This is a genomic window from Stenotrophomonas sp. 63632_Sma (assembly GCF_056482875.1).
Window position 1 is genome coordinate 1,836,817 of record NZ_CM151220.1, and the last position, 22,614, is coordinate 1,859,430.

Consider the following 22,614-nt stretch of genomic DNA (forward strand, 5'->3'; position numbering starts at 1 on the left):
TTCTCCGTCGATCTGTGAACTAGACTGCGCATGGATAATCATCTGTGAACTGGATTCATCGCCATGGCGCGACCCGACATCAACCGATCCGGCGAACTGGAAGTGTTCGTGCGGGTGATCGAGACCGGTGGCTTCTCTGCCGCAGCGCGCACCCTGGACATGACGCCGTCGGCAGTCAGCAAGCTGGTGTCACGGCTGGAGCAGCGGCTGGGTACGCGCCTGCTGCAGCGCTCCACCCGCCAGCTGCAGCTGACCCCGGAAGGCTGCGCGTTCTACGAGCGCGGCCTGCGCGTGCTGGCCGACCTGGAGGAGGCCGAGCGCTGCGCCAGCGCCCATGCCGAGCCGCGCGGACGCCTGCGGGTCAATTCCAACGTGCCGTTCGGCCAGCATTTCCTGTTGCCGCTGCTGCCGGCGTTCCTCGAACGCAACCCACAGGTGGGCGTGGACCTGACCTTGAACGACGAGGTGATCGACCTGCTTGAGCAGCGCACCGACGTGGCGGTGCGGGCAGGCCCGCTGAAGAGTTCCAGCCTGGTGGCGCGACGGCTGGGTGCGACGCGGATGATGATCGTGGCCGCGCCAGCCTACGCGCAGCGGCATGGACTGCCGCGCAACGCTGAGGAGCTGATGTCGCACAACCGTCTGGACATCGGCCATGCGCGTGCGATGCAGGGCTGGCCGCTGCTGCAGGACGGTCGCGAGCGCATGCTGCTGCCCAGTGGCAATGCCCGCGCCAGCAACGGCAACGCGCTGCGGCAGCTGGTGCTGGGCGGGTTGGGCATGGCGCGGCTGGCGACCTACCAGGTGCAGGAGGACATCGCCGCCGGACGCCTGCTGCCGGTGCTGGAGGAGGCCAACCCCGGTGACCTGGAAGAGGTGCACGCGGTGTTCCTGGGGCAGGGCGGCTACCTGCCGCTGCGGGTGCGCGCCTTCCTTGATTTTCTGGTGGAAACGGTGGATCTGGCGCAGCCACGGGGGTAGTGCTGCACGCTGGCCTGCAACCTCATGATCTTCGTTCACCTGTGTTGGGTTGCCGGCCAGCGGCCGGCACTACCTCGCGCGTTGTAGATCCACGCCATGCGTGGATAACCGCGAACAGGCCTCAGACCTGCAGCAGCTTGCGGGCGGCGGCGCGCGCTTCCTTGCTCACTTCCACGCCGCCGAGCATGCGCGCCAGCTCTTCCTCGCGCGCCTTGCTGTCCAGCTTTTCCACCGCGCTCTGGGTCATGCCTTCCACCGGCGCCTTGCTGACCCGGTAATGCGCGTGGCCCTTGGAGGCGACCTGCGGCAGGTGGGTCACGCACAGCACCTGGCGCTTCTCGCCAAGGGCGCGCAGCTTCTGGCCGACGATATCCGCCACCGCGCCGCCGATGCCGGAGTCGACTTCGTCGAACACCATGGTCGGTACTGCATCCAGGTCCAGCGCGGCCACTTCGATGGCCAGCGAGATGCGCGACAGTTCGCCGCCCGAGGCGACCTTGCGCAGGGCGCGCGGCGGCTGGCCGGCGTTGGCCGCCACCAGGAACTCCACGCGTTCGGCACCCTGCGGGTCGGGCTTGCCGGCGTCCTGCGGTTCCAGCTCGATCAGGAACTGGCCGCCGCCCATGCCGAGCTCGGCGATGATGCCGGTGGTGGTGGCCGACAGTTCGGCAGCGGCGCTGCGACGGCTGGCGGTCAGCACCTCGGCCTGTACGCGCCAGGCCGCAGCGGCCTTGTCGATTTCGCCGGCCAGGCGCTGCAGGCGTTCGTCGGCGCCGCGCAGCTGTTCCACTTCGGCATGCATGCGCTCGCGCTGCGCGCCCAGCTCGTCCATCGGCACGCGGTGCTTGCGGGCCAGGTCGTGCAGGCGGCCGAGGCGACGCTCGTTCTCCTCGAACTGCTCCGGGTCGGCGTCGAGGTCGTCATGCACGCGGTCCAGCAGCGACAGGGCTTCGTGCAGCTGGATCGAGGCGTTCTCGATCAGGCCGTCCACCTCGCCCAGGCGCGGGTCGTGTTCGATCAGGCGCGACAGCTCGTGGCGCACCTGCTGCAGCAGGTCCAGCGCGGAACTGCCGTCGTCGCCATTGAGCTGGTTGCTGGCCGCCTGGCAGGCGCTCAGCAGGGCGCTGGCGTGGGCCTGGCGGCGGTGGCTGGCACCGAGTGCGACGATCGACTCCGGTTCCAGATCTTCGCGGTCCAGTTCGCGCAGCTGGTGCTCCAGGAAGCCGATCCGGTCACTGACGTCGCCCTGTTGCGACAGCGCCAGCGATTCATCGACCAGCGCCTGCCAGGCCGCAGCGGCGCGGCGCACCTGGCGGCGCTCGTTCTCGTTGCCGGCATAAGCGTCCAGCAGGGCCAGCTGCGACGGGCGCGTCAGCAGGGCCTGCTGTTCGTGCTGGCCGTGGATCTCCACCAGCAACGAGGCCAGGTCGCCCAGCTGGGCCAGGGTCACCGGACGGCCATTGATCCACGCCCGCGAACCGCCATCGGCGCGGATCACGCGGCGCAGCTGGCACTGTTCCTCGTCGTCCAGCTCGTTGTCGGCCAGCCACTGGCGCGCGGCCTGCAGCTGGTCCAGCGCGAATTCGGCGGAAAGTTCGGCGCGCGCAGCGCCGTGGCGGACCACGCCACTGTCGGCGCGCAGGCCGGACAGGAAGCCCAGCGCGTCGACCATCAGCGACTTGCCGGCGCCGGTCTCGCCTGAAACCACGGTCATGCCTGGCCCGAACTCCAGTTCGGTGGCGCGGACGACGGCAAAATCCTTGATCGAAAGATGTCTGAGCATGGGTAAGGGGGTATCAGCAGCCGCGCAACGCTAGCACGCGGGCGAGGGAGGTCCAATGACTTGCCAAGGTGATGCGCCGCCATTATCTAGTGTCCGTGTCTCACAGGTTGATTCCATGCACGGTTCTCCCGACCAGCTTGCCCCGCGTGCGCGCCATCTGCTGCGCACGCTGATTGCGCGTTACATCCAGGACGGCGAGCCGGTCGGCTCGCAGACGCTGGCGCGCGTGGCCGGCCTGGAGGTCAGCCCGGCCACCATCCGCAACATCCTCGGCGACCTGGAAGACCTGGGGCTGCTGGCCTCGCCGCACACCTCGGCCGGGCGCATCCCGACCGCGCATGGTTACCGGGTGTTCGTCGACAGCCTGTTGCAGATGCAGCCGCCGGGCGAGGGCGAACTGGCCCGGTTGCGCCAGGAGCTGGCCAGCGGCGGCAGCACCCAGGCCCTGCTCGGCAGCGCCTCGGAGCTGCTGTCGGCGATGAGCCACTTCGTCGGCGTGGTCAGTGCGCCGCGGCGCGAGCAGTTCGCCTTCCGCCAGATCGATTTCGTGGCGCTGGACGGGCGCCGGGTGCTGGCGATCCTGGTGTTTGCCGACAACGAGGTGCAGAACCGCGTCATCGAGACCCGGCAGGAGTTCGCGCCGGGTCAGCTGGAGCAGGTGGCCAACTACCTCAATGCGCATTTCGCCGGCCTGCCGATGGCCGAGATCCGCACCCGCCTGCTGCTGGAGCTGCGCGATGCCCGTTCCGAGCTGGAGCAGCTGCTGGCGCACAGCATCGAACTGGCCGAGCAGGCCCTGCAGCCGGCCGCCGACGACATGCTGGTGGCCGGCCAGACCCGCCTGATGGGGGTGCAGGACCTGTCCGACCTGGAGCGCCTGCGCGAACTGTTCGAGCTGTTCTCCAGCAAGCGCGAGATCCTGCAGCTGCTGGAGCGGACCATCCAGGCCCCGGGCGTGCGCATCTTCATTGGCGAGGAGACCGGGATGATGCCGCTGCAGGGGGTCTCGCTGGTCACCGCCCCGTACACCGCCAATGGCCAGGTACTGGGCGTGCTGGGCGTGATCGGCCCCAAGCGGATGGCCTACGACCGCATGATTCCGCTGGTCCAGGCCACCGCCGATGTGCTCGGCGCGGCCTTTTCACCGGCCGGGCGCACTCCCGGAACATCCGACGCTTGAAACGCAGCATCCCGCCCACACTAGGGTGGGTGGAGGCGGAGATTGACCGCCAGGGACCCAGACATGAACCACGAACATCCAGATATCGAATCCCAGCAGACTGCCGCCGATGCGGCCGCCGCCGCCGGCGTCAACGACGAAGTGGAGCGCCTGCGCGCCGAAGTCGAGCAGATCAAGGCCGATGCGCTGCGTGAGCGCGCCGACCTCGAGAACCAGCGCAAGCGTGTTGCCCGTGACATCGAGCAGGCCCGCAAGTTCGCCAACGAGAAGCTGCTTGGCGAGCTGCTGCCGGTATTCGACAGCCTGGATGCCGGACCTGCCGGCATGCGACGACCCGCATCCGCTGCGCGAAGGCCTGGAGCTGACCTACAAGCAGCTGCTGAAGGTCGCTGCCGACAACGGCCTGGTCCTGCTGGACCCGATCGGCCAGCCGTTCAACCCGGAACACCACCAGGCGATCAGCCAGGTGCCGACCCCGGGCGCCGCCCCGGGCAGCGTGGTGACCGTGTTCCAGAAGGGCTACCTGCTCAACGAGCGCCTGCTGCGGCCGGCGCTGGTGGTGGTGGCCGCCGATTGATTGACTGGGCCGGGTGATGCCCGGCCCCGGTCGAGCCAGGCCATGCCTGGCAAGGTTTTCCAGGCGCTGAACACAGCGTTCGGGAGATGGCTTGAATGTTCCACGAGCCTCCCCCACATCGTATTCATCCACCGGCCGAACGGCCGGACTGACCCCAACAAGCATCCTCAGGAGTCTCCCCCATGGGCAAGATCATTGGTATCGACCTCGGCACCACCAACTCGTGCGTGGCGATCATGGACGGCGGCAAGGCCCGCGTCATCGAGAATTCGGAAGGCGATCGCACCACCCCGTCGATCGTCGCCTACACCAAGGACGGCGAAGTCCTGGTCGGCGCCTCGGCCAAGCGCCAGGCCGTGACCAACCCGAAGAACACCTTCTACGCGGTGAAGCGCCTGATCGGCCGCAAGTTCACCGACGCCGAAGTGCAGAAGGACATCGCGCACGTCCCCTACAGCATCCTCGCCCATGACAATGGCGATGCCTGGGTGGCCACCAGCGACGGCAAGAAGATGGCGCCGCAGGAAATCTCGGCCAAGGTGCTGGAAAAGATGAAGAAGACCGCCGAGGACTTCCTCGGTGAGAAGGTCACCGAAGCGGTCATCACCGTGCCGGCCTACTTCAATGACAGCCAGCGCCAGGCGACCAAGGACGCCGGCCGCATCGCCGGCCTGGACGTCAAGCGCATCATCAACGAGCCGACTGCGGCTGCGCTGGCCTATGGCCTGGACAAGGGTGACAACAAGGATCGCAAGATCGTGGTGTACGACCTGGGCGGCGGCACCTTCGACGTCTCGGTGATCGAGATCGCCAACGTCGACGGCGAGAAGCAGTTCGAAGTGCTGGCCACCAACGGCGACACCTTCCTGGGCGGCGAAGACTTCGACAACCGCGTCATCGAGTACCTGGTTGAAGAGTTCAACAAGGACCAGGGCATCGACCTGCGCAAGGATCCGCTGGCCCTGCAGCGCCTGAAGGACGCCGCCGAGCGCGCCAAGATCGAGCTGTCCAGCGCCCAGCAGACCGAAGTGAACCTGCCGTACGTCACCGCTGACGCCTCGGGTCCGAAGCACCTGAACATCAAGCTGACCCGCGCCAAGCTGGAAGCGCTGGTGGAAGACCTGATCAAGAAGTCGATCGAGCCGTGCCGCGTCGCCCTGAACGATGCCGGCCTGCGTTCGAGCGACATCAGCGAAGTGATCCTGGTCGGTGGCCAGACCCGCATGCCGAAGGTGCAGCAGGCGGTGACCGAGTTCTTCGGCAAGGAACCGCGCAAGGACGTCAACCCGGACGAAGCCGTGGCACTGGGTGCTGCGATCCAGGGCGGCGTGCTGGGCGGCGACGTCAAGGACGTGCTGCTGCTGGACGTGACCCCGCTGTCGCTGGGCATCGAAACCATGGGCGGCGTGTTCACCAAGATCATCGAGAAGAACACCACCATCCCGACCAAGGCTTCGCAGGTGTTCTCCACCGCCGAGGACAACCAGTCGGCCGTGACCGTGCACGTGCTGCAGGGTGAGCGCGAACAGGCCCGCTTCAACAAGTCGCTGGCCAAGTTCGACCTGTCTGGCATCGAGCCGGCCCCGCGCGGCCTGCCGCAGGTGGAAGTGTCCTTCGACATCGACGCCAACGGCATCCTGCACGTGTCGGCCAAGGACAAGAAGACCAACAAGGAACAGAAGGTCGAGATCAAGGCCGGTTCGGGTCTGTCCGAGGAAGAGATCGCGCGCATGGTCGCCGACGCGGAAGCCAACCGCGAAGAAGACAAGAAGTTCCAGGAACTGGTGCAGGCCCGCAACCAGGCCGACGCCCTGATCCACGGCACCCGGAGCGCCATCACCGAGCACGGCAGCAAGGTCGGCGGCGATGTCATCGGCAAGGTCGAGGCGGCGCTGGCCGACCTGGAAACCGCGATGAAGGGTGACGACAAGGCACAGATCGAAGCCAAGTCGAAGGCACTGGAAGAAGCCGGCCAGTCGCTGTTTGCCGCCGCTTCGGCCGACCAGGGCGGTGCCGCCCCGGGTGCCGACGCCGGCAATGCGGGCAAGCCGCAGGATGACGTGGTGGACGCCGAGTTCACCGAAGTCAAGGACGACAAGAAGTCCTGATCCGGACCGACACGGGACGCTGGCCATCAGCGTCCCGTTGTCGCATCAGGGTCCTGACCGCCCACCGGTGTGTCGGGGCGCCCGACGCAAGAGCGGACCTGGTTCCGCTCTTCCGCTTTGACGAATCCCGACTTTCCGGAACCCGATTCACGATATGAGCAAGCGCGATTACTACGAAGTGCTGGGCGTTGCCCGCACCGCCAACGACGAAGAGCTGAAGAAGGCCTACCGTCGATGCGCGATGAAATTCCACCCGGACCGCAACCCGGGTGATGCGGCGGCCGAAGCCTCCTTCAAGGAGTGCAAGGAAGCCTACGAAGTGCTGTCCGACGGCAACAAGCGCCGCATGTACGACAGCCATGGCCACGCCGCGTTCGAGCACGGCATGGGCGGAGGCGGTCCGGGCGGCCCGGACATGAACGATATCTTCGGCGATATCTTCGGCAACATCTTTGGCGGTGGCGGCGGTGGTCCGCGCCAGGCCCGTCGTGGCGCCGACATCGGCTACGTGATGGAACTGGACCTGGAAGAGGCCGTGCGCGGCGTCGAGCGCCGCATCGAGATCCCGACCCTGGCCGAGTGCGGCGACTGCGATGGCAGTGGCTCCGAAGACGGCAAGGTCGAGACCTGCAACGTGTGCCATGGCCGCGGCCAGGTGCGCATCCAACGCGGCATCTTCGCCATGCAGCAGGCCTGCCACAACTGCGGCGGCCGCGGCCAGATCATTGCCAAGCCCTGCAAGACCTGCCACGGCAATGGCCGTGTCGAGGAAGACAAGGTGCTGTCGGTGAAGGTGCCGGCGGGCGTCGATACCGGCGACCGCATCCGCCTGCAGGGCGAAGGTGAGGCCGGTCCGGCCGGTACGCCGCCGGGCGACCTGTACGTGGAAGTGCGCGTGCGCGAGCATGCGATCTTCCAGCGCGATGGCGACGATCTGCACTGCGAAGTGCCGATCCGCATCTCGCAGGCGGCACTGGGTGACACCGTGCGCGTGGCCACCCTGGGCGGCGAAGCGGAGATCCGCATCCCGGCCGAGACCCAGACCGGCAAGCTGTTCCGCCTGCGTGGCAAGGGCGTGCGTTCGGTGCGCAGCCGCAGCGAAGGCGACCTGTACTGCCGTGTGGTGGTGGAGACCCCGGTCAACCTCACCAACGAACAGCGCAAGCTGCTGGAGCAGTTCGAAGCCACCTTCGTCGGTGAGGAAGCGCGCAAGCATTCGCCGAAGTCGGCCACCTTCATGGATGGCGTGAAGGGCTTCTGGGACCGGATGACGTCCTGATCCATCGACGCATGTGTTGAACGACAGCGCCGGGCAATGCCCGGCGTTTTCGTTTGTGGTGCCGCACTGCCGCCGCCGGGCATGGCCCGGCGCTACCGGAAAAACGCCGCCGGCGTCTGCCCGAGCTGGCGCTTGAACATGCTGGTGAATGCACTCGGGCTGTCGTAGCCCATCGCCAGCGCGACATCGATGACCTTGTCGCCGACCGCCAGTCGCTCCAGGGCGGCCAACAGCCGCGCCTGCTGCCGCCACTGCCCGAAGGTCATGCCCAGTTCACTGGCGAAATGACGCTGGATGGTTTTCACGTCCACCTGCAGCGCCTGCGCCCAGTCCTGCAGGGTGGCGTCGTCGCCGGGATGTTTCTGGATGTGCTGGCAGATCCGCTGCAGGCGCGGGTCGGAGGGCGAGGGCAGGTGTAGCGGCAGCACGTCCATGCGGTGCAGCTCGTCCAGCAGCAGGCGCACCACGCGGCCGTCGCGGCTGTCATCCACATGCGCGGTCTCGATCAGGCTGGCGGCGAGCAGCAGCTCGCGCAGCAACGGCGCTACCTGTACCGCGAACGCCTCGTCCGGCAGCTGCGGCGCGAAGTCCGGTTCCACATACAGGCTGCGCATATGCACCTCAGCGATGCAGTCCACCGCATGGGCCATGCCGGCCGGCACCCAGATCGCGCGGGTCGAGGGCACCACCCAGCGGCCGCCGTCCGCACGCACCACCATCAGTCCGGACATGGCGAACACCAGCTGGTGACGGCGATGCCGGTGGGGCGCGATGTGGGTGCCGGGTTTGTAGTGGCGGGCGCGGCAGGTCACCGGGCGGTGCACCGGAACCTCGTTCCACGGCGCAGTCTCGCGGACCGGGCAGGGAGTGTCCTTTTTGCGATATGCCATGACCCGAACGCGGCAGAAGGGAGGGGGAGGCCACCGTAGCATGCGTGGCTCGCCCCCAACCTGACTGTGTCCATGTCGACCCTGGCTTCTCCCGCAACGACCTCACGCCCGGTGGCCCCCGGCGTGCTGGCCGCCATCTCCACCTCGCATGTCGTCAACGACATGATGCAGTCGCTGATCCTGGCCATCTATCCGGTGATCAAGGGCGGCTTCAATCTCAGCTTCACCCAGATCGGTCTGATCACGCTGACCTACCAGCTTACCGCCTCGATCTTCCAGCCGTTGATCGGCATGGCCACCGACCGTCGCCCAGCCCCGTACTCGCTGCCGATCGGCATGGCCTCGACCCTGTGCGGCATGCTGCTGCTCGGCTTCGCACCGAACTACGCGGTTGTGCTGATGGCTGCGGCGATGGTCGGTATTGGCTCGGCCATCTTCCATCCGGAGGCCTCGCGCATCGCGCGACTGGCCTCGGGCGGCCGTCACGGCTTCGCGCAGTCGGTGTTCCAGGTGGGTGGCAATTTCGGAACAGCGCTGGGCCCGTTGATCGCCGCCGCAGTGATCGTGCCGTATGGCCAGCACGCCGCATCGTGGTTTGCCGGTGCTGCCCTGATCGGCATGGCATTGCTGACCTATGTCGGCCGCTGGTACGCGTTGCATCTGGGTACGCCTCGACCGGTCAGCACGGCTGCGATGGCGCCGCGGCATCCGTCGCGCACCGTGGCCAAGGTGCTGGCGATCCTGCTGGTGCTGATCTTCAGCAAGTACTTCTACATGGCCAGCATCGGCAGCTACTTCACCTTCTACCTGATCCACCACTTCGGCATTCCAGTGGCGCAGGCCCAGCTGCATCTGTTCGCGTTCCTGGTGGCGTCCGCCGCCGGCGGCTTCCTTGGTGGCCCGCTGGGTGACCGCATCGGCCGCAAGCCGATCATCTGGACCTCGATCCTGGGCGTGGCGCCGTTCGCGCTGATGCTGCCGCATGCTGATCTGCTGTGGACGACCGTGCTGGCGGTGCTGATCGGCTTCGTGCTGTCGTCGGCGTTCTCGGCGATCGTGGTGTACGCGCAGGAGATGATGCCGCACCGCATCGGCATGGTGTCCGGCCTGTTCTTCGGCTTCGCCTTCGGCATGGGTGGGCTTGGGGCGGCTGTGCTGGGCCTGCTGGCGGACAAGACCAGCATCGAGTACGTCTACCAGTTGACCGCGTTCCTGCCGCTGCTGGGCATCGTGGCGGCGTGGCTGCCACCGTCGCGGCCTGCTGCTCACTGAGGGGGTGGGGTTTGCAGGGCTTGCCGCCCTGCACCTGCTGAATCAACGTCAACGTCAAAAGCCTGCATTCCGCGGGTTGGCGGGGTGGGTCCGGTAGGTGTCGACCTTGGTCGACACGGTAGATCCACGCCATGCGTGGATGAATTCATTCGATATCTGACAGATGTGTCGACCAAGGTCGACACCTACCAACAGCCGCGCGGAACAACAGGCGCAGTTACCAACAGCCGCGTGAACCTGTCGAAGGTGGGGCGGTGTCGGATTGCGGGGTGTCAGCGGCATGGATGCCGCTGCCAAGCCTACAAGGACGTACTTGCGGCGTCCCCGCACTCCGACACCGCCCCGCCACCCCACGGAATGCCGCTTTGGCTACAAGGACGTACTTGCGGCATCCCCGCACTCCGACACCGCCCCGCCACCCCACGGAAGGCCGCTTTGGCTTCGGCCGTTGCGATTGCCGTTGCATTGAGCAGGTGCAGGGCTGCAAGCCCTGCCGAAAACTCCCTTGGGCGTAGAATGCGGCCATGAGCGAATCCCTTGATAACCACCTGGTCCACGGCCGCCGCCAGCGGCCGGATGGTCCGTCGCCGATCGATGTCATCTCGGTCCAGTCGCAACTTGTCTACGGCCACGCCGGCAACAGCGCCGCCGTACCGCCGATGCGCGCACTCGGCGTGCGCGTGGCGGAGATCCCGACCGTGTTGCTGAGCAACGCGCCGTTCTACGACACCACGCGTGGTCGCGTGCTGCCCGCCGACTGGTTCGCCGACCTGCTGCTGGGCACCCACGAGCGCAGCCTGCCGCAGCGGGCGAAGATGCTGGTGTCCGGCTACTTCGGCAGCACCGCCAACGGTGCCGCCTTCGCCGACTGGCTGGACAACATCCTGCCGGCCTGTCCGCAGCTGCGTTACTGCCTGGATCCGGTGATTGGTGACACCCACACCGGCCCCTACGTGGAACCGGGCCTGGAGGCGATCTTCGCCGAGCGATTGCTGCCGCATGCCTGGCTGGTGACCCCGAACGCCTTCGAACTGAATCGTCTGACCGGTATGCCGGCACTGGCCGAGGCCGATGCCATCGCCGCCGCGCGCACGCTGCTGGACCGTGGCCCGCACTGGGTGATCGCGCACAGCGTGGGCGGTAACCCGGGTGAGCTGGTGACCCTGGCGGTCGGTCGCGAGGAAACCTGGCGCTGGACTTCGCCGCTGCTGCCGGTGGACGTGGCCGGCACCGGTGACGTGCTGATGTCGCTGGTGGTGTCGTTCCTGTTGCGAGGTGAATCGATGCAGCAGGTGATTTCGCGTGCGATTGCCGGTACCCATGCGGCGCTGGAGGCGACTCTGGACAATGGCTTCGAAGAGTTCGACGTGATCGCGGCGGCGCCTGCCGCACTGGCCGAAGGCACGCGCTTCCGCGCCGAACGCGTGGCATGAGCGGCTTGCTCGAACGCACGCCGCGCACGGTCGGCATCGTCGGCAGTGCCGGCGCCTATGGGCGCTGGCTGAGCCGCTTCTTCCAGCAGCACATGCAGCTGCAGGTGATCGGCCACGATCCGGCCGATCCGGACTCGCATACGCCGGAACAGCTGCTGGCGCAGGCCGACGTGCTGGTGTTCTCGGCACCGATCCGGCATACGCCGGCTCTGATTGCCGAGTACGTGCGGCAGTCGGCCGGCCGTGAGCAGGACCGGCTGTGGCTGGACGTGACCTCGGTGAAGGAAGCGCCGGTGCAGGCGATGCTGGCCTCTCAAGCCGAAGTGGTTGGCCTGCACCCGATGACCGCGCCACCCAAGGCGCCGACCCTGAAGGGCCGGGTGATGGTGGTCTGCGAAGCGCGGCTGCAGCACTGGCAGCCATGGGTCGATACGCTGTGCACGGCGCTGCAGGCCGAGTGCGTGCGGGCCACGCCGCAGCACCACGACCAGATGATGGCGCTGGTACAGGCGATGGTGCATGCCACCCACCTGGCCCAGGCCGGCGTGCTGCGCCAGTACCAGCCGCAGCTGGGCGATCTGGCCGCGATGATGCCGTACCGCTCGGCATCGTTCGAGCTGGACACGGCGATCATCTCGCGCATCCTGTCGCTCAACCCGGCGATCTACGAAGACATCCAGTTCGGTAACCCGTACGTGGCGCCGATGCTGGAACGGCTGGTCGGCCAGCTGCAGGCCCTGCAGGCGCAGGTCGGGCAGGGCGACGACCGTGCGCGTGGTGAATTCCGCGAGCAGCTGCTGTCGGCAAACCGCGGTGCCTTCGGCGAGCAGGCGCTGGCGGACGGCAACTACACCTTTGAACGCGTGGGTTATCTGCTGGCTGACCTGACCGAGCGTAATGCGTTGTCGGTGCACCTGCCGGAAGACCGGCCCGGCTCGCTGCGTGAGCTGCTGAACGTGTTCGAGCAGCATCGCATCAGCCTGGCTTCGATCCATTCCTCGCGCACGCCTGGTGGCGAAGTGCATTTTCGCATCGGGTTCGTGGCCGGCAGCGATGCGGCGGCGATCACCCGGGCAGCAGCCGACGTGGACGCCAGCGGCATTGGGCGGGTGCTGGGCTGAATTCATCCACAGGCGGTGTGGATGGTTCCTGAGCAAACGTGTGGATAACCTCGCTCAGGCCCTGCCAGCAAAGGCTGTCAAGATGCTTGGCCAAAAATTGATCACGCCATTTGTAGAGTCGAGCCATGTTCGACCGCCTTGGGCAAAAGGTGTGTCGACCAAGGTCGACACCTACCAGAGGCAAGAAAGCGGGTCGATCAAGGTCGACACCCGCCAGAGCGGGGCGATACGAAATCGGGTAGCGCCGGGTCATGCCCGGCGAACCTCAGATCGTCAGTCGCAGCTCGCCGCCACTGGTGGTGAACTCGCGGCCATCGCGCACCAGCGGCCGCCCGTCATCCAGTTCGTAGCGTGGCGTGGCTTCAGAGTGATGCCCGCTGCCATTCGCCTCGGGCTTGAACTCGATGATGATGTGGCTTTCGCCGTTGCTGTCGACGGCGGGGAACTGACGGAACGACATCGTGCACCTCCTTCAGCGGATGCGGTTGTTGCGCGGCCAGCTTGGCCGCGCCGATGTTAGCCGGACGTCATCAATCGATGAACTGCAGGCGCGCAAGTTCAGCGTACAGTCCACCTTCGGCCAGCAGCTGTGCGTGCGTGCCCTCGGCGACGATGCGGCCCTGGTCCATCACCACGATGCGGTCGGCCTTGAGCACGGTGGCCAGGCGGTGGGCAATGACCAGTGTGGTGCGGCCCGCCATCAACCGCTCCAGCGCTTGCTGCACGCTGTGCTCGCTCTGCGCGTCCAGCGCGCTGGTCGCTTCGTCCAGCAGCAGGATCGGCGCATCCTTCAGCAGCGCACGGGCAATCGCCACACGCTGCTGCTGGCCACCGGACAGGCGGGCACCGCGCTCGCCCAGCTCACTGTCATAGCCCTGCGGCAACGCGCGCAGGAAGCCATCGGCCTCGGCAGCACGCGCGGCAGCCTCGACTTCGGCGTCGCTGGCCTGCAGGCGGCCATAGCGGATGTTGTCGCGCGCACTGGCAGCGAACAGCGTCGGCTGCTGCGGCACCAGCGCCAGCTGCGCACGCAGCTCGGCCGGGTCGACCTGGCGCACGTCGATGCCGTCCACGTCGATGCGGCCGCTGGCTGGATCATGGAAGCGCAGCAGCATCGAAAGCACCGTGCTCTTGCCCGCCCCCGACGGACCCACCAGCGCCACGGTCTCGCCGGGGTGCACGTGCAGGTTGAAGTGGTCCAGTGCGGCCTGGTCCGGTCGCTGCGGGTAGTGGAACACCACGTCGTCGAACCTGATCTCGCCACGCAGCGGCTGCGGCAGCGCGTGCGGCTGTGCCGGCGCGCGGATCTCGATGTCTTCCTGCAGCAGTTCGCCGATACGGCCCATGCCGCCGGCCGCGCGCTGCAGTTCGTTCCACACTTCGGCCAGCGCGCCCACCGAGCCGCCACCGATCAATGCATACAGCACGAACTGGCCCAGCGTACCGGCGCTGAGGCGGCCGTCGATGACGTCGTGCGCGCCCAGCCACAACACACCGACGATGGCGCCGAACACCAGCAGGATGGCGCTGGCGGTGACCAGCGACTGTGCGCCGATGCGGCGACGGGCGGCGCCGATGGCATCACCGAGTGCCTTGTCGAAGCGCCCGCGCTCGTACGGCTCGCGTGCATGTGCCTGCACCGTGCGTACCGCACCCAGGGTTTCACTGGCCAGGCTGTTGGCATCGGCGATGCGGTCCTGGCTGTTGCGTGCGACCGTGCGCAGCTTGCGCGCGCCGATGATGATCGGCAGCACCGCCAGCGGAATGCCTAGCAGCGACCATGCGGCCAGCCGCGGGCTGGTGACGAACAGCATTGCCAGGCTGCCGATGACGGTGACCGTGCTGCGCAATGCTACGGACATGGTCGAGCCGACCACGCTGCGCAGCAGTTCGGTGTCCGCGGTCAGGCGCGAGACCAGCTCTCCGCTGCGGCTGCGGTCGTGGAAGCCGGCGCCCAGCTGGATCAGGTGGGCATACAGCTGGCTGCGCAGGTCGGCCACGACCTTTTCACCCAGCAACGATACGAAGTAGAAGCGCGCGGCCGTGCCCAACGCCATGACGACCGCCACCAGCATCAGCAGGGCGAAGGCGCGGTTGATCTGGCCGCCGCTGCTGAAACCGTGATCGATCATCTGCTTCACCGCCGGAGGCAGGCTCAGCGTGGCTGCAGAAGACACCGCCAGGGCCAGCAGCCAGGCGGTGAACAGGCCGCTGTGGCGGCGCACGAACGGCCACAGCGTGCGCAGGCTGCCGAGGCGCCGCAGCGGCGGGGTCGAAGCGGGGGCGTCGTCCTTGTCAGTCATCCTGGTCGTCGTCTTCTATGCGGATACGGTCACGGGTGGCGTCGCGCAGGCGGATTTTCAATGCGTCGACCTGATCGGCAGGCAATTCGATCCGCAGGCACACACCATTGGCATCGAACTGTTCATCGCGCTTTTCGGCACCGAAGGCGGGCAGGGTGGCATGCAGGGTACCCAGGTCCTCGAAGCCGGCCAGCAGCTGCAGCCGGGCCATCGCCACCAGCGGCAGGCGCGGGGCGGTGCGCAGGCACTCGGCGGCGGCGCCGCCGTAGGCGCGCACAAGGCCACCGGCACCGAGCTTGATACCGCCGAACCAGCGCGTCACTACCACCATCACCCGGTCGAAACCCTGGCCGTCGATCGCCGCCAGAATCGGACGTCCAGCCGTGCCGGCCGGCTCACCATCGTCGCTGGAGCGATAGTCCTGCCCATGCCGGTAGGCCCAGCAGTTGTGGGTGGCATCGGCCACCGCAACCTGCTGCAGGAACGCCATGGCCGCTGCGGCGCCATCGATCGGCGCGGCATGGGCGATGAAACGGCTGTGTTTGACTTCCAGCGTGTGGCTGACCGGCTGGGCGAGAGTATCGAGCATTCCCGTCATTCTACGGGGTTGCCGGGTATTCCCGTCCGCTTCAGTCGTCCAGCAGCGGGCGCAGGTCGCGCGGCAGGCGTGCTTCCGGGTACTGCTGCATGTAGCGCTCCAGGCTGGCACGGGCCAGATCGCGCTGGCCGTCGTCGCGTCGTGTACGGATCTTCTGCAGCCACTGCCGGCGCGGCAGTCGTGCGTCAGCGTCCACCTCGGCCTGCACGGCATCCGCGCTCAGGCCCGCATCGCTGCCGCGGCGCATGATGCCAGGTGCGGAACGGCTGGGAGCCTCGCGCTTCATCGAGGTGATTTCTACCCGGTCCAATGCCGGGGCCTGTTCGGCCTGCACGCTGTTGGACTCTGGCGTGCCTGCCGAGCGCGCCTTCAGCGAACCACTGGCGACAACCGGCGCCATCAGCGGCGCGGGTGCCGAGTAGGCGGTGGGAGCCGGAGGCGCAGGGGGGGCTGCTGCCGGCGCTGCGGCCGGAGCGGGCGGCAGGGCCGCAAAGGAGGTATCGGCGGCCGCATCCGCAGCCATCGATCGTGCAGCCTGGGCCGGCGCTTCAGCGGTCTCGGCCGGCGCAGGCTTGCTTGCGCGCGCGATGGCCGGTGCCGGGGCAGCGGCAACCGGGGCTGCCTCGGGTGCTGCGGGCGCAGCGGCCGGTTCCGCAGTCGCCACCGCGCTGTCGGCTGCACTGCGCTCAGCGGCCTGATCGGCAGCCGCGACGTCTTCTGCCGCAGCCGGTGCCGCCGCAACAGCGGCCTCACCCGCCGGAATCGGTGGCGGTTCCGGACGCAGCTGCCAGGCGATGCCGATGGCGAGCACCATCGAGGCGGCGATGCCGAACACCGCCGGCCAACGCGGGCGTGTGCGCTGCGTACGTGGTGCTTCGGGAGAGGCGACCGCATCGGCAGCCGGAGCGTCCACGGCAGCGCGGGCCGCGGCCAGGATGGCGGCGTCCAGTGCGGCGGGCGGTGCCTGTTCGGCGCGACGGCCGAGCAGCCGGGCCAGCTCGCGTTCTTCCGGCGTCAGCGGTTCGTCTCGGTTCATGCGTTCAATCCCGCACGCAGCTTGTCCATCGCATAGCGCAGCCGCGATTTCACGGTTTCCCGGCCTACGCCGGTGATCTGGCCGATCTCCTCCAGGCTCAGTTCCTGATCCAGCCGCAGTTGCAGCACTTCGCGCTGCTCGGGCGGCAGTTGTTCCATCGCCAGCTGGATGCGGCGACGTTGTTCGAATTCGGAAAGCTCGCCTTCCGGGGTCTGTCCATCCTCGATCGCGGCCAGGCGCAGATCGGCATCGGCCGGGGCAGCCGGCCGGTGGCGGGCGGCGCGCCAATGGTCGTTCAGGCGGTTGTGGGCGATGCGGAACAGCCAGGTGCTGAACGCCGCGTCCGGTTGCCACCCCGCACGGGCGCTGATCACCCGCTGCCAGACGTCCTGGAAGATCTCCTCGGCCAGCGCGTTGTCGCGCAGTTGCCGCAGCAGGAAGCCGAACAGGCGCTTGCGATGGCGCGCATACAGGCTTTCAAACGCGCGCAGGTCGCCACCGGCCCAGGCCAGCATCAAGGCTTCATCGGTTGGCAGTGCGCTGGCTTCCACGGCGTACAGGGTAAGGCCTGCAGGCGATGGCGCATAGCCGGTGGCGAGGGCGGGCAGGGCGAGGGTCATGGCTCGGAAGGGGCTACGGTCAGCAGGAAAAACGTACGGGCGCACGATTCGGGGTTCACGGGCTTCCATTGCCCCCCGGGTGGCGCGCTATGCTCGGCGGCTCAGGGGAGGCGACGCACTGACGGCGCCAAGAGATTGTCATTTGTCCACGCATGCTGAACCGGCGGAAGAGCCACCACACGAGGCCGTGCTGAGCGCGGCGCTGGTGCGCGCGTTGCATGCGCTTCTGCCGGAAGCGGCCGTGGTCCGCGTCGGCTGGGATGACCCGCAGCTTGGCCGTGGCCAGGGGGCCTGGCCGAGGGCGGCTGCCGGAGGTGATGCGGCGGCGCCAGGCGTGGGCGACGGCCAGCACGGCTGGGAACATGATGGGGCGCGCCTGCTGTTGTCGGTGGAAGGCGCGGTGCCTTCGCCGGCATGGTGGGGGGTTGCCCGGCAGGCGATGGAGCTGGCGCTGCAGCGCGGCCGCCAGGCCGGCCAGATCAAGGCGCTGGAAGAGGCCGAGCGGTTGCAGCAGGCCTTGTTCCAGATTGCAGATCTGGCCGGTGCCGACCTGGAAATGCCCGAGATGCTGCGCCACGTGCATGGTGTGCTGGGCACGCTGATGTATGCCGAGAACTGCTACATCGTGGAATACGACGATGTGCGCGACCAGATCCGTTTCCTGTACTTCGCCGATCAGGTCGATGATTTCGTCGCCGATCCCACGCAGAGCCATGACGCCAGCGAGATGCCGCGCAGCCTGACCGTGGCGTTGCTGCGTCATGGCAAGCCGCTCAGTGGTCCCTCGCGCGAACTGCTGGCGCAGGTGATGGAGCAGGAGCACGACCCGCAACGCGGGCCCGAAAGTCTGGATTGGCTGGGCGTGCCGATGCTGCGCGATGGCCGCGTATGCGGTGCCATCGTGGTCCAGAGCTATGAGCAGGCGGCCCGCTATGGCGAGGCCGAGCGCGCATTGCTGGGCTTCGTTGCGCAGCACGTGCAGACCGCGATGGACCGGCGCCAGGCGCAGGTGCGGCTGGAGCAGCAGGTGGCGCGGCGCACCCAGGAACTGCAGCGCGCCAATCACAGCCTGCAGGACGAGGTGGCCGAGCGTCGACGCGCCGAACAGCTGCAGACCGCCCTGTACAACATCGCCGAGATGGCGATGTCGGCCGACAGCCTGGCGCAGTTCTACGGACAGGTGCATGGGGTGGTCGGGCGCCTGCTCGACGCTCGCAATTTCTACATCGCCCTGGTCAACCCGGCCGGCAACGGCCTGGACTTCGTCTATTCGGTGGACGAGCACAACGCCAGCCGCGCGCCGCGACCGTTCAGCCGGGGCCTGACCGAGTACGTCGTGCGCAACCGGCGGCCACTGTTGGCATCACGTGCGCAGATCGACGCGCTGCTGGCCAGTGGCGAAGTGCGTGAATCCGGTGCGCGTTCGCACTGCTGGCTGGGCGTACCGCTGCTGCGCGACGACGAAGTGGTCGGCGCGATCGTGGTGCAGAGCTACAGCGAGAACAGCATTTTCAGCGTGCATGACCAGCGCCTGCTGACCTTCGTCGCGCAGAACATCGGTACCGGCCTGGCCCGTCAGCGCGACCAGCAACGGCTGCGCTCGGCGCATGCCGAGCTGGAGAAGCGCGTGGAGGAACGCACGCGCGAACTGGCCGAGGTCAACGAAAAGCTGCTCGGCCAGATCGGCGAGCGCCTGCGTGCCGAACAGCGCCTGACCCACCAGGCCATGCACGATGCGCTGACCGGGCTGCCCAACCGCCTGCATCTGCTGGACCGCCTGCAGGATGCGCTGGCCCTGGCCAAGCGTGAGGGCGGCCCGGTGTTCGCCGTGCTGTTCCTCGATTTGGACCGCTTCAAGCTGGTCAACGACAGCATCGGGCATGCTGCCGGCGATCGCATGCTGGTGGAAGTGGCCAAGCGCATCGTATCGATGGCCGGCACCGAGGACGTGGTGGCCAGGCTGGGCGGTGACGAATTCGCGGTGCTGCTGCAATGCCCGCAGGGCCTGGCCCAGGCCTTGGACTTTGGCCAGCGCCTCCTGCTGGCGCTGCAGGAATCGATGTGGATCGCCGGGCGCGAACTGTTCCCGTCCGGCAGTCTGGGCATCGCGCTGTGGAACCCCCGCTACCGCACCGGCGAAGAGCTGCTGCGTGATGCCGACGCGGCAATGTACCGGGCCAAGGCGCAGGGCCATGACCGCTGTGCGATCTTCGACGAAGACATGCGCGAGCAGGCCATGCGCAGCCTCGATCTGGAAGCCGACCTGCGTCGTGCGATCAACAACCGCGATTTCGTGCCGTTCTACCAGCCGATCGTGCGCCTGTCCGATGGCGAGGTGGTGGGCCACGAAGCGCTGCTGCGCTGGCAGCATGAGCGCCGCGGCCTGCTGCTGCCGGGGGCGTTCCTGGAGCTGGGCGAGGAAAGCGGCCTGATCGAGCAGGTCGACTGGCTGATCTACGAACAGGTGATTGCCGGCCTGGCCGAGGGCGGGCAGAGTTACGTCTCGGTGAACGTATCACCGCGCCATTTCCGCTCCGCCGGGTTCAGCGGCCGCCTGTTCGGCCTGCTGGATGCATGTGGTGCCGATCCGCGCCGGCTGCGCCTGGAGATCACCGAGGTGGCGCTGCTGGACGATGGCCCGCACACGCTGCGCATCCTGCAGGGCCTGCGCGAGCGCGGCATCCAGGTGCAGCTGGACGATTTCGGTACCGGCTTCTCGGCGCTGTCCTACCTGCACCGTTTCCCGATCAGTACGCTGAAGATCGACCAGAGCTTCATCGCCGGCCTGCATGGGCCGGAAGTGCAGAGCACGCGGGCACTGGTCGAGGGCGTGCTGTCGTTGGCGCGTACGCTGGGCATCGAGACCATCGGTGAGGGCATCGAAACCGAGGCGCAGCGGCAGACCCTGCGCGAACTGGGTTGCGACTACGGCCAGGGCTATCTGCTGGGGCGGCCCGCACCGTGGAGCTGCGCGGCGGTCTGAGCCGCCGCGCAGGAAAGCATCAGCGCAGGGCGGCGCGACGCTTTTCGTCGATCCACTTCGAGGCCTGCGCTGGCTTGTAGTTCTTCATCCACTCCAGCATCGCTTCGATATCCGAGCCGTACCACAGGTCCTGGCGCTGGTCCGGGTGCAGGAAGCGCTCTTCCACCATGCGGTCGATCATGCCGATCAGCGGGGCGTAGAAACCTTCCACGTCGAGGAAGGCGCACGGCTTGTTGCCGATGCCAAGCTGGCGCCAGGTCAGCATCTCGAAGATCTCTTCCATGGTGCCGAAGCCGCCGGGCAGCGTGACGAAGCCATCGGCGAGGTCGAACATGCGCGACTTGCGCTCATGCATCGAACCGACAATTTCCAGTTCGGTCAGGCCGCGGTGGGCCACTTCCCAGTCGGCCAGCTGGCGCGGGATCACGCCGGTCACTTCGCCGCCGGCGGCGAGCACGGCATTGGCCACGGTTCCCATCAGGCCGACATTGCCGCCGCCGTACACCAGGCGCATCCCGTCGCGGGCGATGCGGTCGCCCAGGGCCAGGGCGCGTTCGGTATAGGCCGGCTTGCTGCCAGCGTTGGAACCACAGTACACACAGATCGATTTCATGGATCTTCCTGTCTCTTGGCCGGAAACGAAAACGCCCCATCGCCGACCGCAGAGCGGTCAGGGACGGGGTGTCTATGGAGTATGGACCTTCGCGGTTGCCGTCTGTAGAGCCGAGCCACGCTCGGCTGCCCCTCGTTCAGACCGCGGTGGGCCCCTGTAGAGCCGAGCCATGCTCGGCTGCACTTCGTTCAGACCGCGGTGGGCCCCTGTAGAGCCGAGCCATGCTCGGCTGCTCTTCGTTCAGATCGCGGCTACGGCTGAGTCGAGCAAGCTCGACTCTACAAAGAACGAGACTTACGCCGCCGCTGCCTGCTCGCGGCGCGGGCCTTCACGCAGCGCGCGGCCGACCATCCCCACCAGCAGGTCCAGCTCTTCGCTGTCCATGCCGAAGTGCGGAGTGAAGCGCAGCGAGTTCTCGCCACCGTGGATCACGTTGATGCCGTGCTGGCGCAGCCATTCCTCGGTGGAGTTGGCGCCGTAGCACTTGAATTGCGGCGCCAGTTCGCAGGAGAACAGCAGGCCGGTGCCCTGCACCTTGGTGATCAGTCCGCCCAGCTCGTTCTTCAGCTGTTCAAGCTTGCGCACGGCCTCGGCACCACGCCCGGCGATGTTGGCGCGCACCTGCGGGGTCAGCTGGGCCAGGGTGGCGCAGGCCACGTCCAGCGCACGCGGGTTGCTGGTCATCGTGTTGCCATAGATGCCCTTGCGGTACAGCTGCGCGGCATGCTCGGTCACCGCCAGCACCGACAGCGGGTACTGCGCGGCGTTGAGCGCCTTGGAGTAGGTCTCCATGTCCGGCGGGTCCAGGCCTTCGAAGCCCGGGTAATCGACCACCGAGAGCACGCCATGCGCACGCAGGCCGGCCTGGATCGAGTCGAGCAGCAGCAGGCTGCCATGGGCACGGGTCAGTTCGCGGGCGACGGCATAGAACGACGGCGGCACCGAGCGGCCCGGGTCGCCTTCGCCCATCACCGGTTCCAGAAACACCGCCTCGATGAACCACTGGTTGCGCGCGGCATCCTCGAACACCTTGCGCAGGCCAGCTTCGTCGTACGGCGCCACGGTGATCACCGAATCCTCGCCACGGTAGCTGGCCAGGTGCTGCATGTAGCTCTTGCGGCTTGAGTCCGAATAGAGGGCAGGGCGGTCGGTACGGCCGTGGAAGCTGCCTTTGACCACCACGCGCTTGATCGCAGCACCGGCGTGGCGTGCGCCCGGGTCGGTCTGCAGCTTGGCGTTGACGTCGGCGATGCGCGCGGCCAGGCCGACCGCCTCGGAACCGGAATTCAGGCACATGAAACGGGCGAACGGGCAGCCGCCACGGCGGTGGCCGATCTCGGCGCGCAGGGCGGTGATGAAGCGCTGCTGCGACAGGCTGGGGGTCATGATGTTGGCCATAACCTGCGGGCGGGCCATCGCCTCCAGCACGGCGTCCGGGGTGTGCCCGAAGCCGAGCATGCCGTAGCCGCCGGCGTCGTACAGCACGGCGCCTTTCAGGGTGACCACCCACGGGCCGCGTGCAGCCAGTGCCACGTATGGGGTCACCGCGTCATCGGCGTAGAAATTGACGAAACCGTCCTGCATCGCGTCGATCTGCGCCTGTTCGTCCTGCGCCAGCAGCGGCCCCAGGTCGGCCTGCACGCGCGCGAATTCCTCGGCGGCGGCGTCCACCGCGGCGATCAGCTGCGGGTGGTTGGCGGACAGGGCGGTCAGGGTGGCGTCGTCCAGGCCGGAGGTGAGGCGGGTGCCGGGCTGGTTGCGCAGGGGGGCGAGGCGTTCGATGAAGCTCATTGCAGATCTCCTGAAACAATGGGTCGCACGGGTCTTCAAAAGCAAA

At 67.5% G+C, this 22,614-nt stretch carries 17 protein-coding genes and 1 pseudogene; 9 read left to right on the top strand and 9 right to left on the bottom strand.

Annotated elements, in window-relative coordinates; all coding sequences use genetic code 11:
* Positions 1 to 63: 63 nt before the first annotated feature.
* Positions 64 to 981: a LysR family transcriptional regulator gene (locus ACZK45_RS08595; protein ID WP_125895980.1), complete on the top strand. Its 918-nt coding sequence runs from the start codon at positions 64 to 66 to the stop codon at positions 979 to 981.
* Between the two features lie 121 nt (positions 982 to 1,102).
* Here ACZK45_RS08595 and recN read toward each other — a convergent pair whose 3' ends face one another.
* Complete coding sequence (gene recN / locus ACZK45_RS08600) at positions 1,103 to 2,764, bottom strand: DNA repair protein RecN (protein WP_032128288.1); 1,662 nt, start codon at positions 2,762 to 2,764, stop codon at positions 1,103 to 1,105.
* A 115-nt stretch (positions 2,765 to 2,879) separates the two neighbouring features.
* Between recN and hrcA the strand changes: the two genes are divergently transcribed.
* From hrcA to dnaJ, 4 genes and pseudogenes are all read left to right on the top strand, one after another.
* The gene (gene hrcA, locus ACZK45_RS08605; protein WP_107432375.1) at positions 2,880 to 3,944 is read left to right on the top strand and encodes a heat-inducible transcriptional repressor HrcA; all 1,065 of its coding nucleotides are present in this window, start codon (positions 2,880 to 2,882) and stop codon (positions 3,942 to 3,944) included.
* 63 nt (positions 3,945 to 4,007) lie between these two features.
* A pseudogene (gene grpE / locus ACZK45_RS08610) lies at positions 4,008 to 4,521 on the top strand (nucleotide exchange factor GrpE).
* A 182-nt stretch (positions 4,522 to 4,703) separates the two neighbouring features.
* Complete coding sequence (gene dnaK / locus ACZK45_RS08615; RefSeq protein ID WP_093999974.1) at positions 4,704 to 6,629, top strand: molecular chaperone DnaK; 1,926 nt, start codon at positions 4,704 to 4,706, stop codon at positions 6,627 to 6,629.
* A gap of 154 nt (positions 6,630 to 6,783) precedes the next feature.
* On the top strand, positions 6,784 to 7,908 hold the full coding sequence (gene dnaJ, locus ACZK45_RS08620) for a molecular chaperone DnaJ (RefSeq protein ID WP_032128292.1): 1,125 nt from the start codon (positions 6,784 to 6,786) through the stop codon (positions 7,906 to 7,908).
* 92 nt (positions 7,909 to 8,000) lie between these two features.
* Here the strand turns inward: dnaJ and ACZK45_RS08625 are convergent, their stop codons facing one another.
* Positions 8,001 to 8,798 (bottom strand): AraC family transcriptional regulator, encoded by a 798-nt coding sequence (locus tag ACZK45_RS08625; RefSeq protein ID WP_049463047.1) that lies wholly within the window; start codon positions 8,796 to 8,798, stop codon positions 8,001 to 8,003.
* A gap of 72 nt (positions 8,799 to 8,870) precedes the next feature.
* Between ACZK45_RS08625 and ACZK45_RS08630 the strand changes: the two genes are divergently transcribed.
* From ACZK45_RS08630 to ACZK45_RS08640, 3 genes are all read left to right on the top strand, one after another.
* Positions 8,871 to 10,070 (top strand): MFS transporter, encoded by a 1,200-nt coding sequence (locus ACZK45_RS08630; RefSeq protein WP_293796513.1) that lies wholly within the window; start codon positions 8,871 to 8,873, stop codon positions 10,068 to 10,070.
* A 524-nt stretch (positions 10,071 to 10,594) separates the two neighbouring features.
* Positions 10,595 to 11,503: a pyridoxal kinase gene (gene pdxY / locus ACZK45_RS08635; protein ID WP_125895578.1), complete on the top strand. Its 909-nt coding sequence runs from the start codon at positions 10,595 to 10,597 to the stop codon at positions 11,501 to 11,503.
* On the top strand, positions 11,500 to 12,624 hold the full coding sequence (locus ACZK45_RS08640) for a prephenate dehydrogenase (protein ID WP_125895579.1): 1,125 nt from the start codon (positions 11,500 to 11,502) through the stop codon (positions 12,622 to 12,624). Before pdxY ends, ACZK45_RS08640 begins: the two co-directional genes overlap by 4 nt.
* A gap of 265 nt (positions 12,625 to 12,889) precedes the next feature.
* Here ACZK45_RS08640 and ACZK45_RS08645 read toward each other — a convergent pair whose 3' ends face one another.
* The 5 genes from ACZK45_RS08645 to ACZK45_RS08665 form a co-directional block, all read right to left on the bottom strand.
* Positions 12,890 to 13,084, bottom strand: coding sequence for a hypothetical protein (locus ACZK45_RS08645; RefSeq protein ID WP_005409247.1), 195 nt, complete (start codon positions 13,082 to 13,084; stop codon positions 12,890 to 12,892).
* A gap of 70 nt (positions 13,085 to 13,154) precedes the next feature.
* The gene (locus ACZK45_RS08650) at positions 13,155 to 14,927 is read right to left on the bottom strand and encodes an ABC transporter transmembrane domain-containing protein (protein ID WP_032128297.1); all 1,773 of its coding nucleotides are present in this window, start codon (positions 14,925 to 14,927) and stop codon (positions 13,155 to 13,157) included.
* Positions 14,920 to 15,516, bottom strand: coding sequence for an IMPACT family protein (locus tag ACZK45_RS08655; RefSeq protein ID WP_049400110.1), 597 nt, complete (start codon positions 15,514 to 15,516; stop codon positions 14,920 to 14,922). The genes ACZK45_RS08650 and ACZK45_RS08655 overlap by 8 nt, the downstream gene beginning before the upstream one ends.
* A gap of 40 nt (positions 15,517 to 15,556) precedes the next feature.
* A complete protein-coding gene (locus ACZK45_RS08660; protein WP_125895580.1) occupies positions 15,557 to 16,561 on the bottom strand; it encodes a hypothetical protein in 1,005 nt (334 codons plus the stop codon).
* On the bottom strand, positions 16,558 to 17,076 hold the full coding sequence (locus ACZK45_RS08665) for an RNA polymerase sigma factor (RefSeq protein ID WP_229301232.1): 519 nt from the start codon (positions 17,074 to 17,076) through the stop codon (positions 16,558 to 16,560). Before ACZK45_RS08665 ends, ACZK45_RS08660 begins: the two co-directional genes overlap by 4 nt.
* A gap of 247 nt (positions 17,077 to 17,323) precedes the next feature.
* On the opposite strand from ACZK45_RS08665, the gene ACZK45_RS08670 reads away from it, so the two are divergent.
* The gene (locus ACZK45_RS08670) at positions 17,324 to 20,164 is read left to right on the top strand and encodes a bifunctional diguanylate cyclase/phosphodiesterase (protein WP_125895581.1); all 2,841 of its coding nucleotides are present in this window, start codon (positions 17,324 to 17,326) and stop codon (positions 20,162 to 20,164) included.
* Between the two features lie 19 nt (positions 20,165 to 20,183).
* On the opposite strand, the gene ACZK45_RS08675 is transcribed toward ACZK45_RS08670, so the two are convergent.
* Positions 20,184 to 20,777: an LOG family protein gene (locus tag ACZK45_RS08675; RefSeq protein ID WP_125895582.1), complete on the bottom strand. Its 594-nt coding sequence runs from the start codon at positions 20,775 to 20,777 to the stop codon at positions 20,184 to 20,186.
* 294 nt (positions 20,778 to 21,071) lie between these two features.
* Positions 21,072 to 22,568, bottom strand: coding sequence for an aminotransferase class III-fold pyridoxal phosphate-dependent enzyme (locus tag ACZK45_RS08680; protein WP_253145989.1), 1,497 nt, complete (start codon positions 22,566 to 22,568; stop codon positions 21,072 to 21,074).
* Between the last annotated feature and the right edge of the window lie 46 nt (positions 22,569 to 22,614).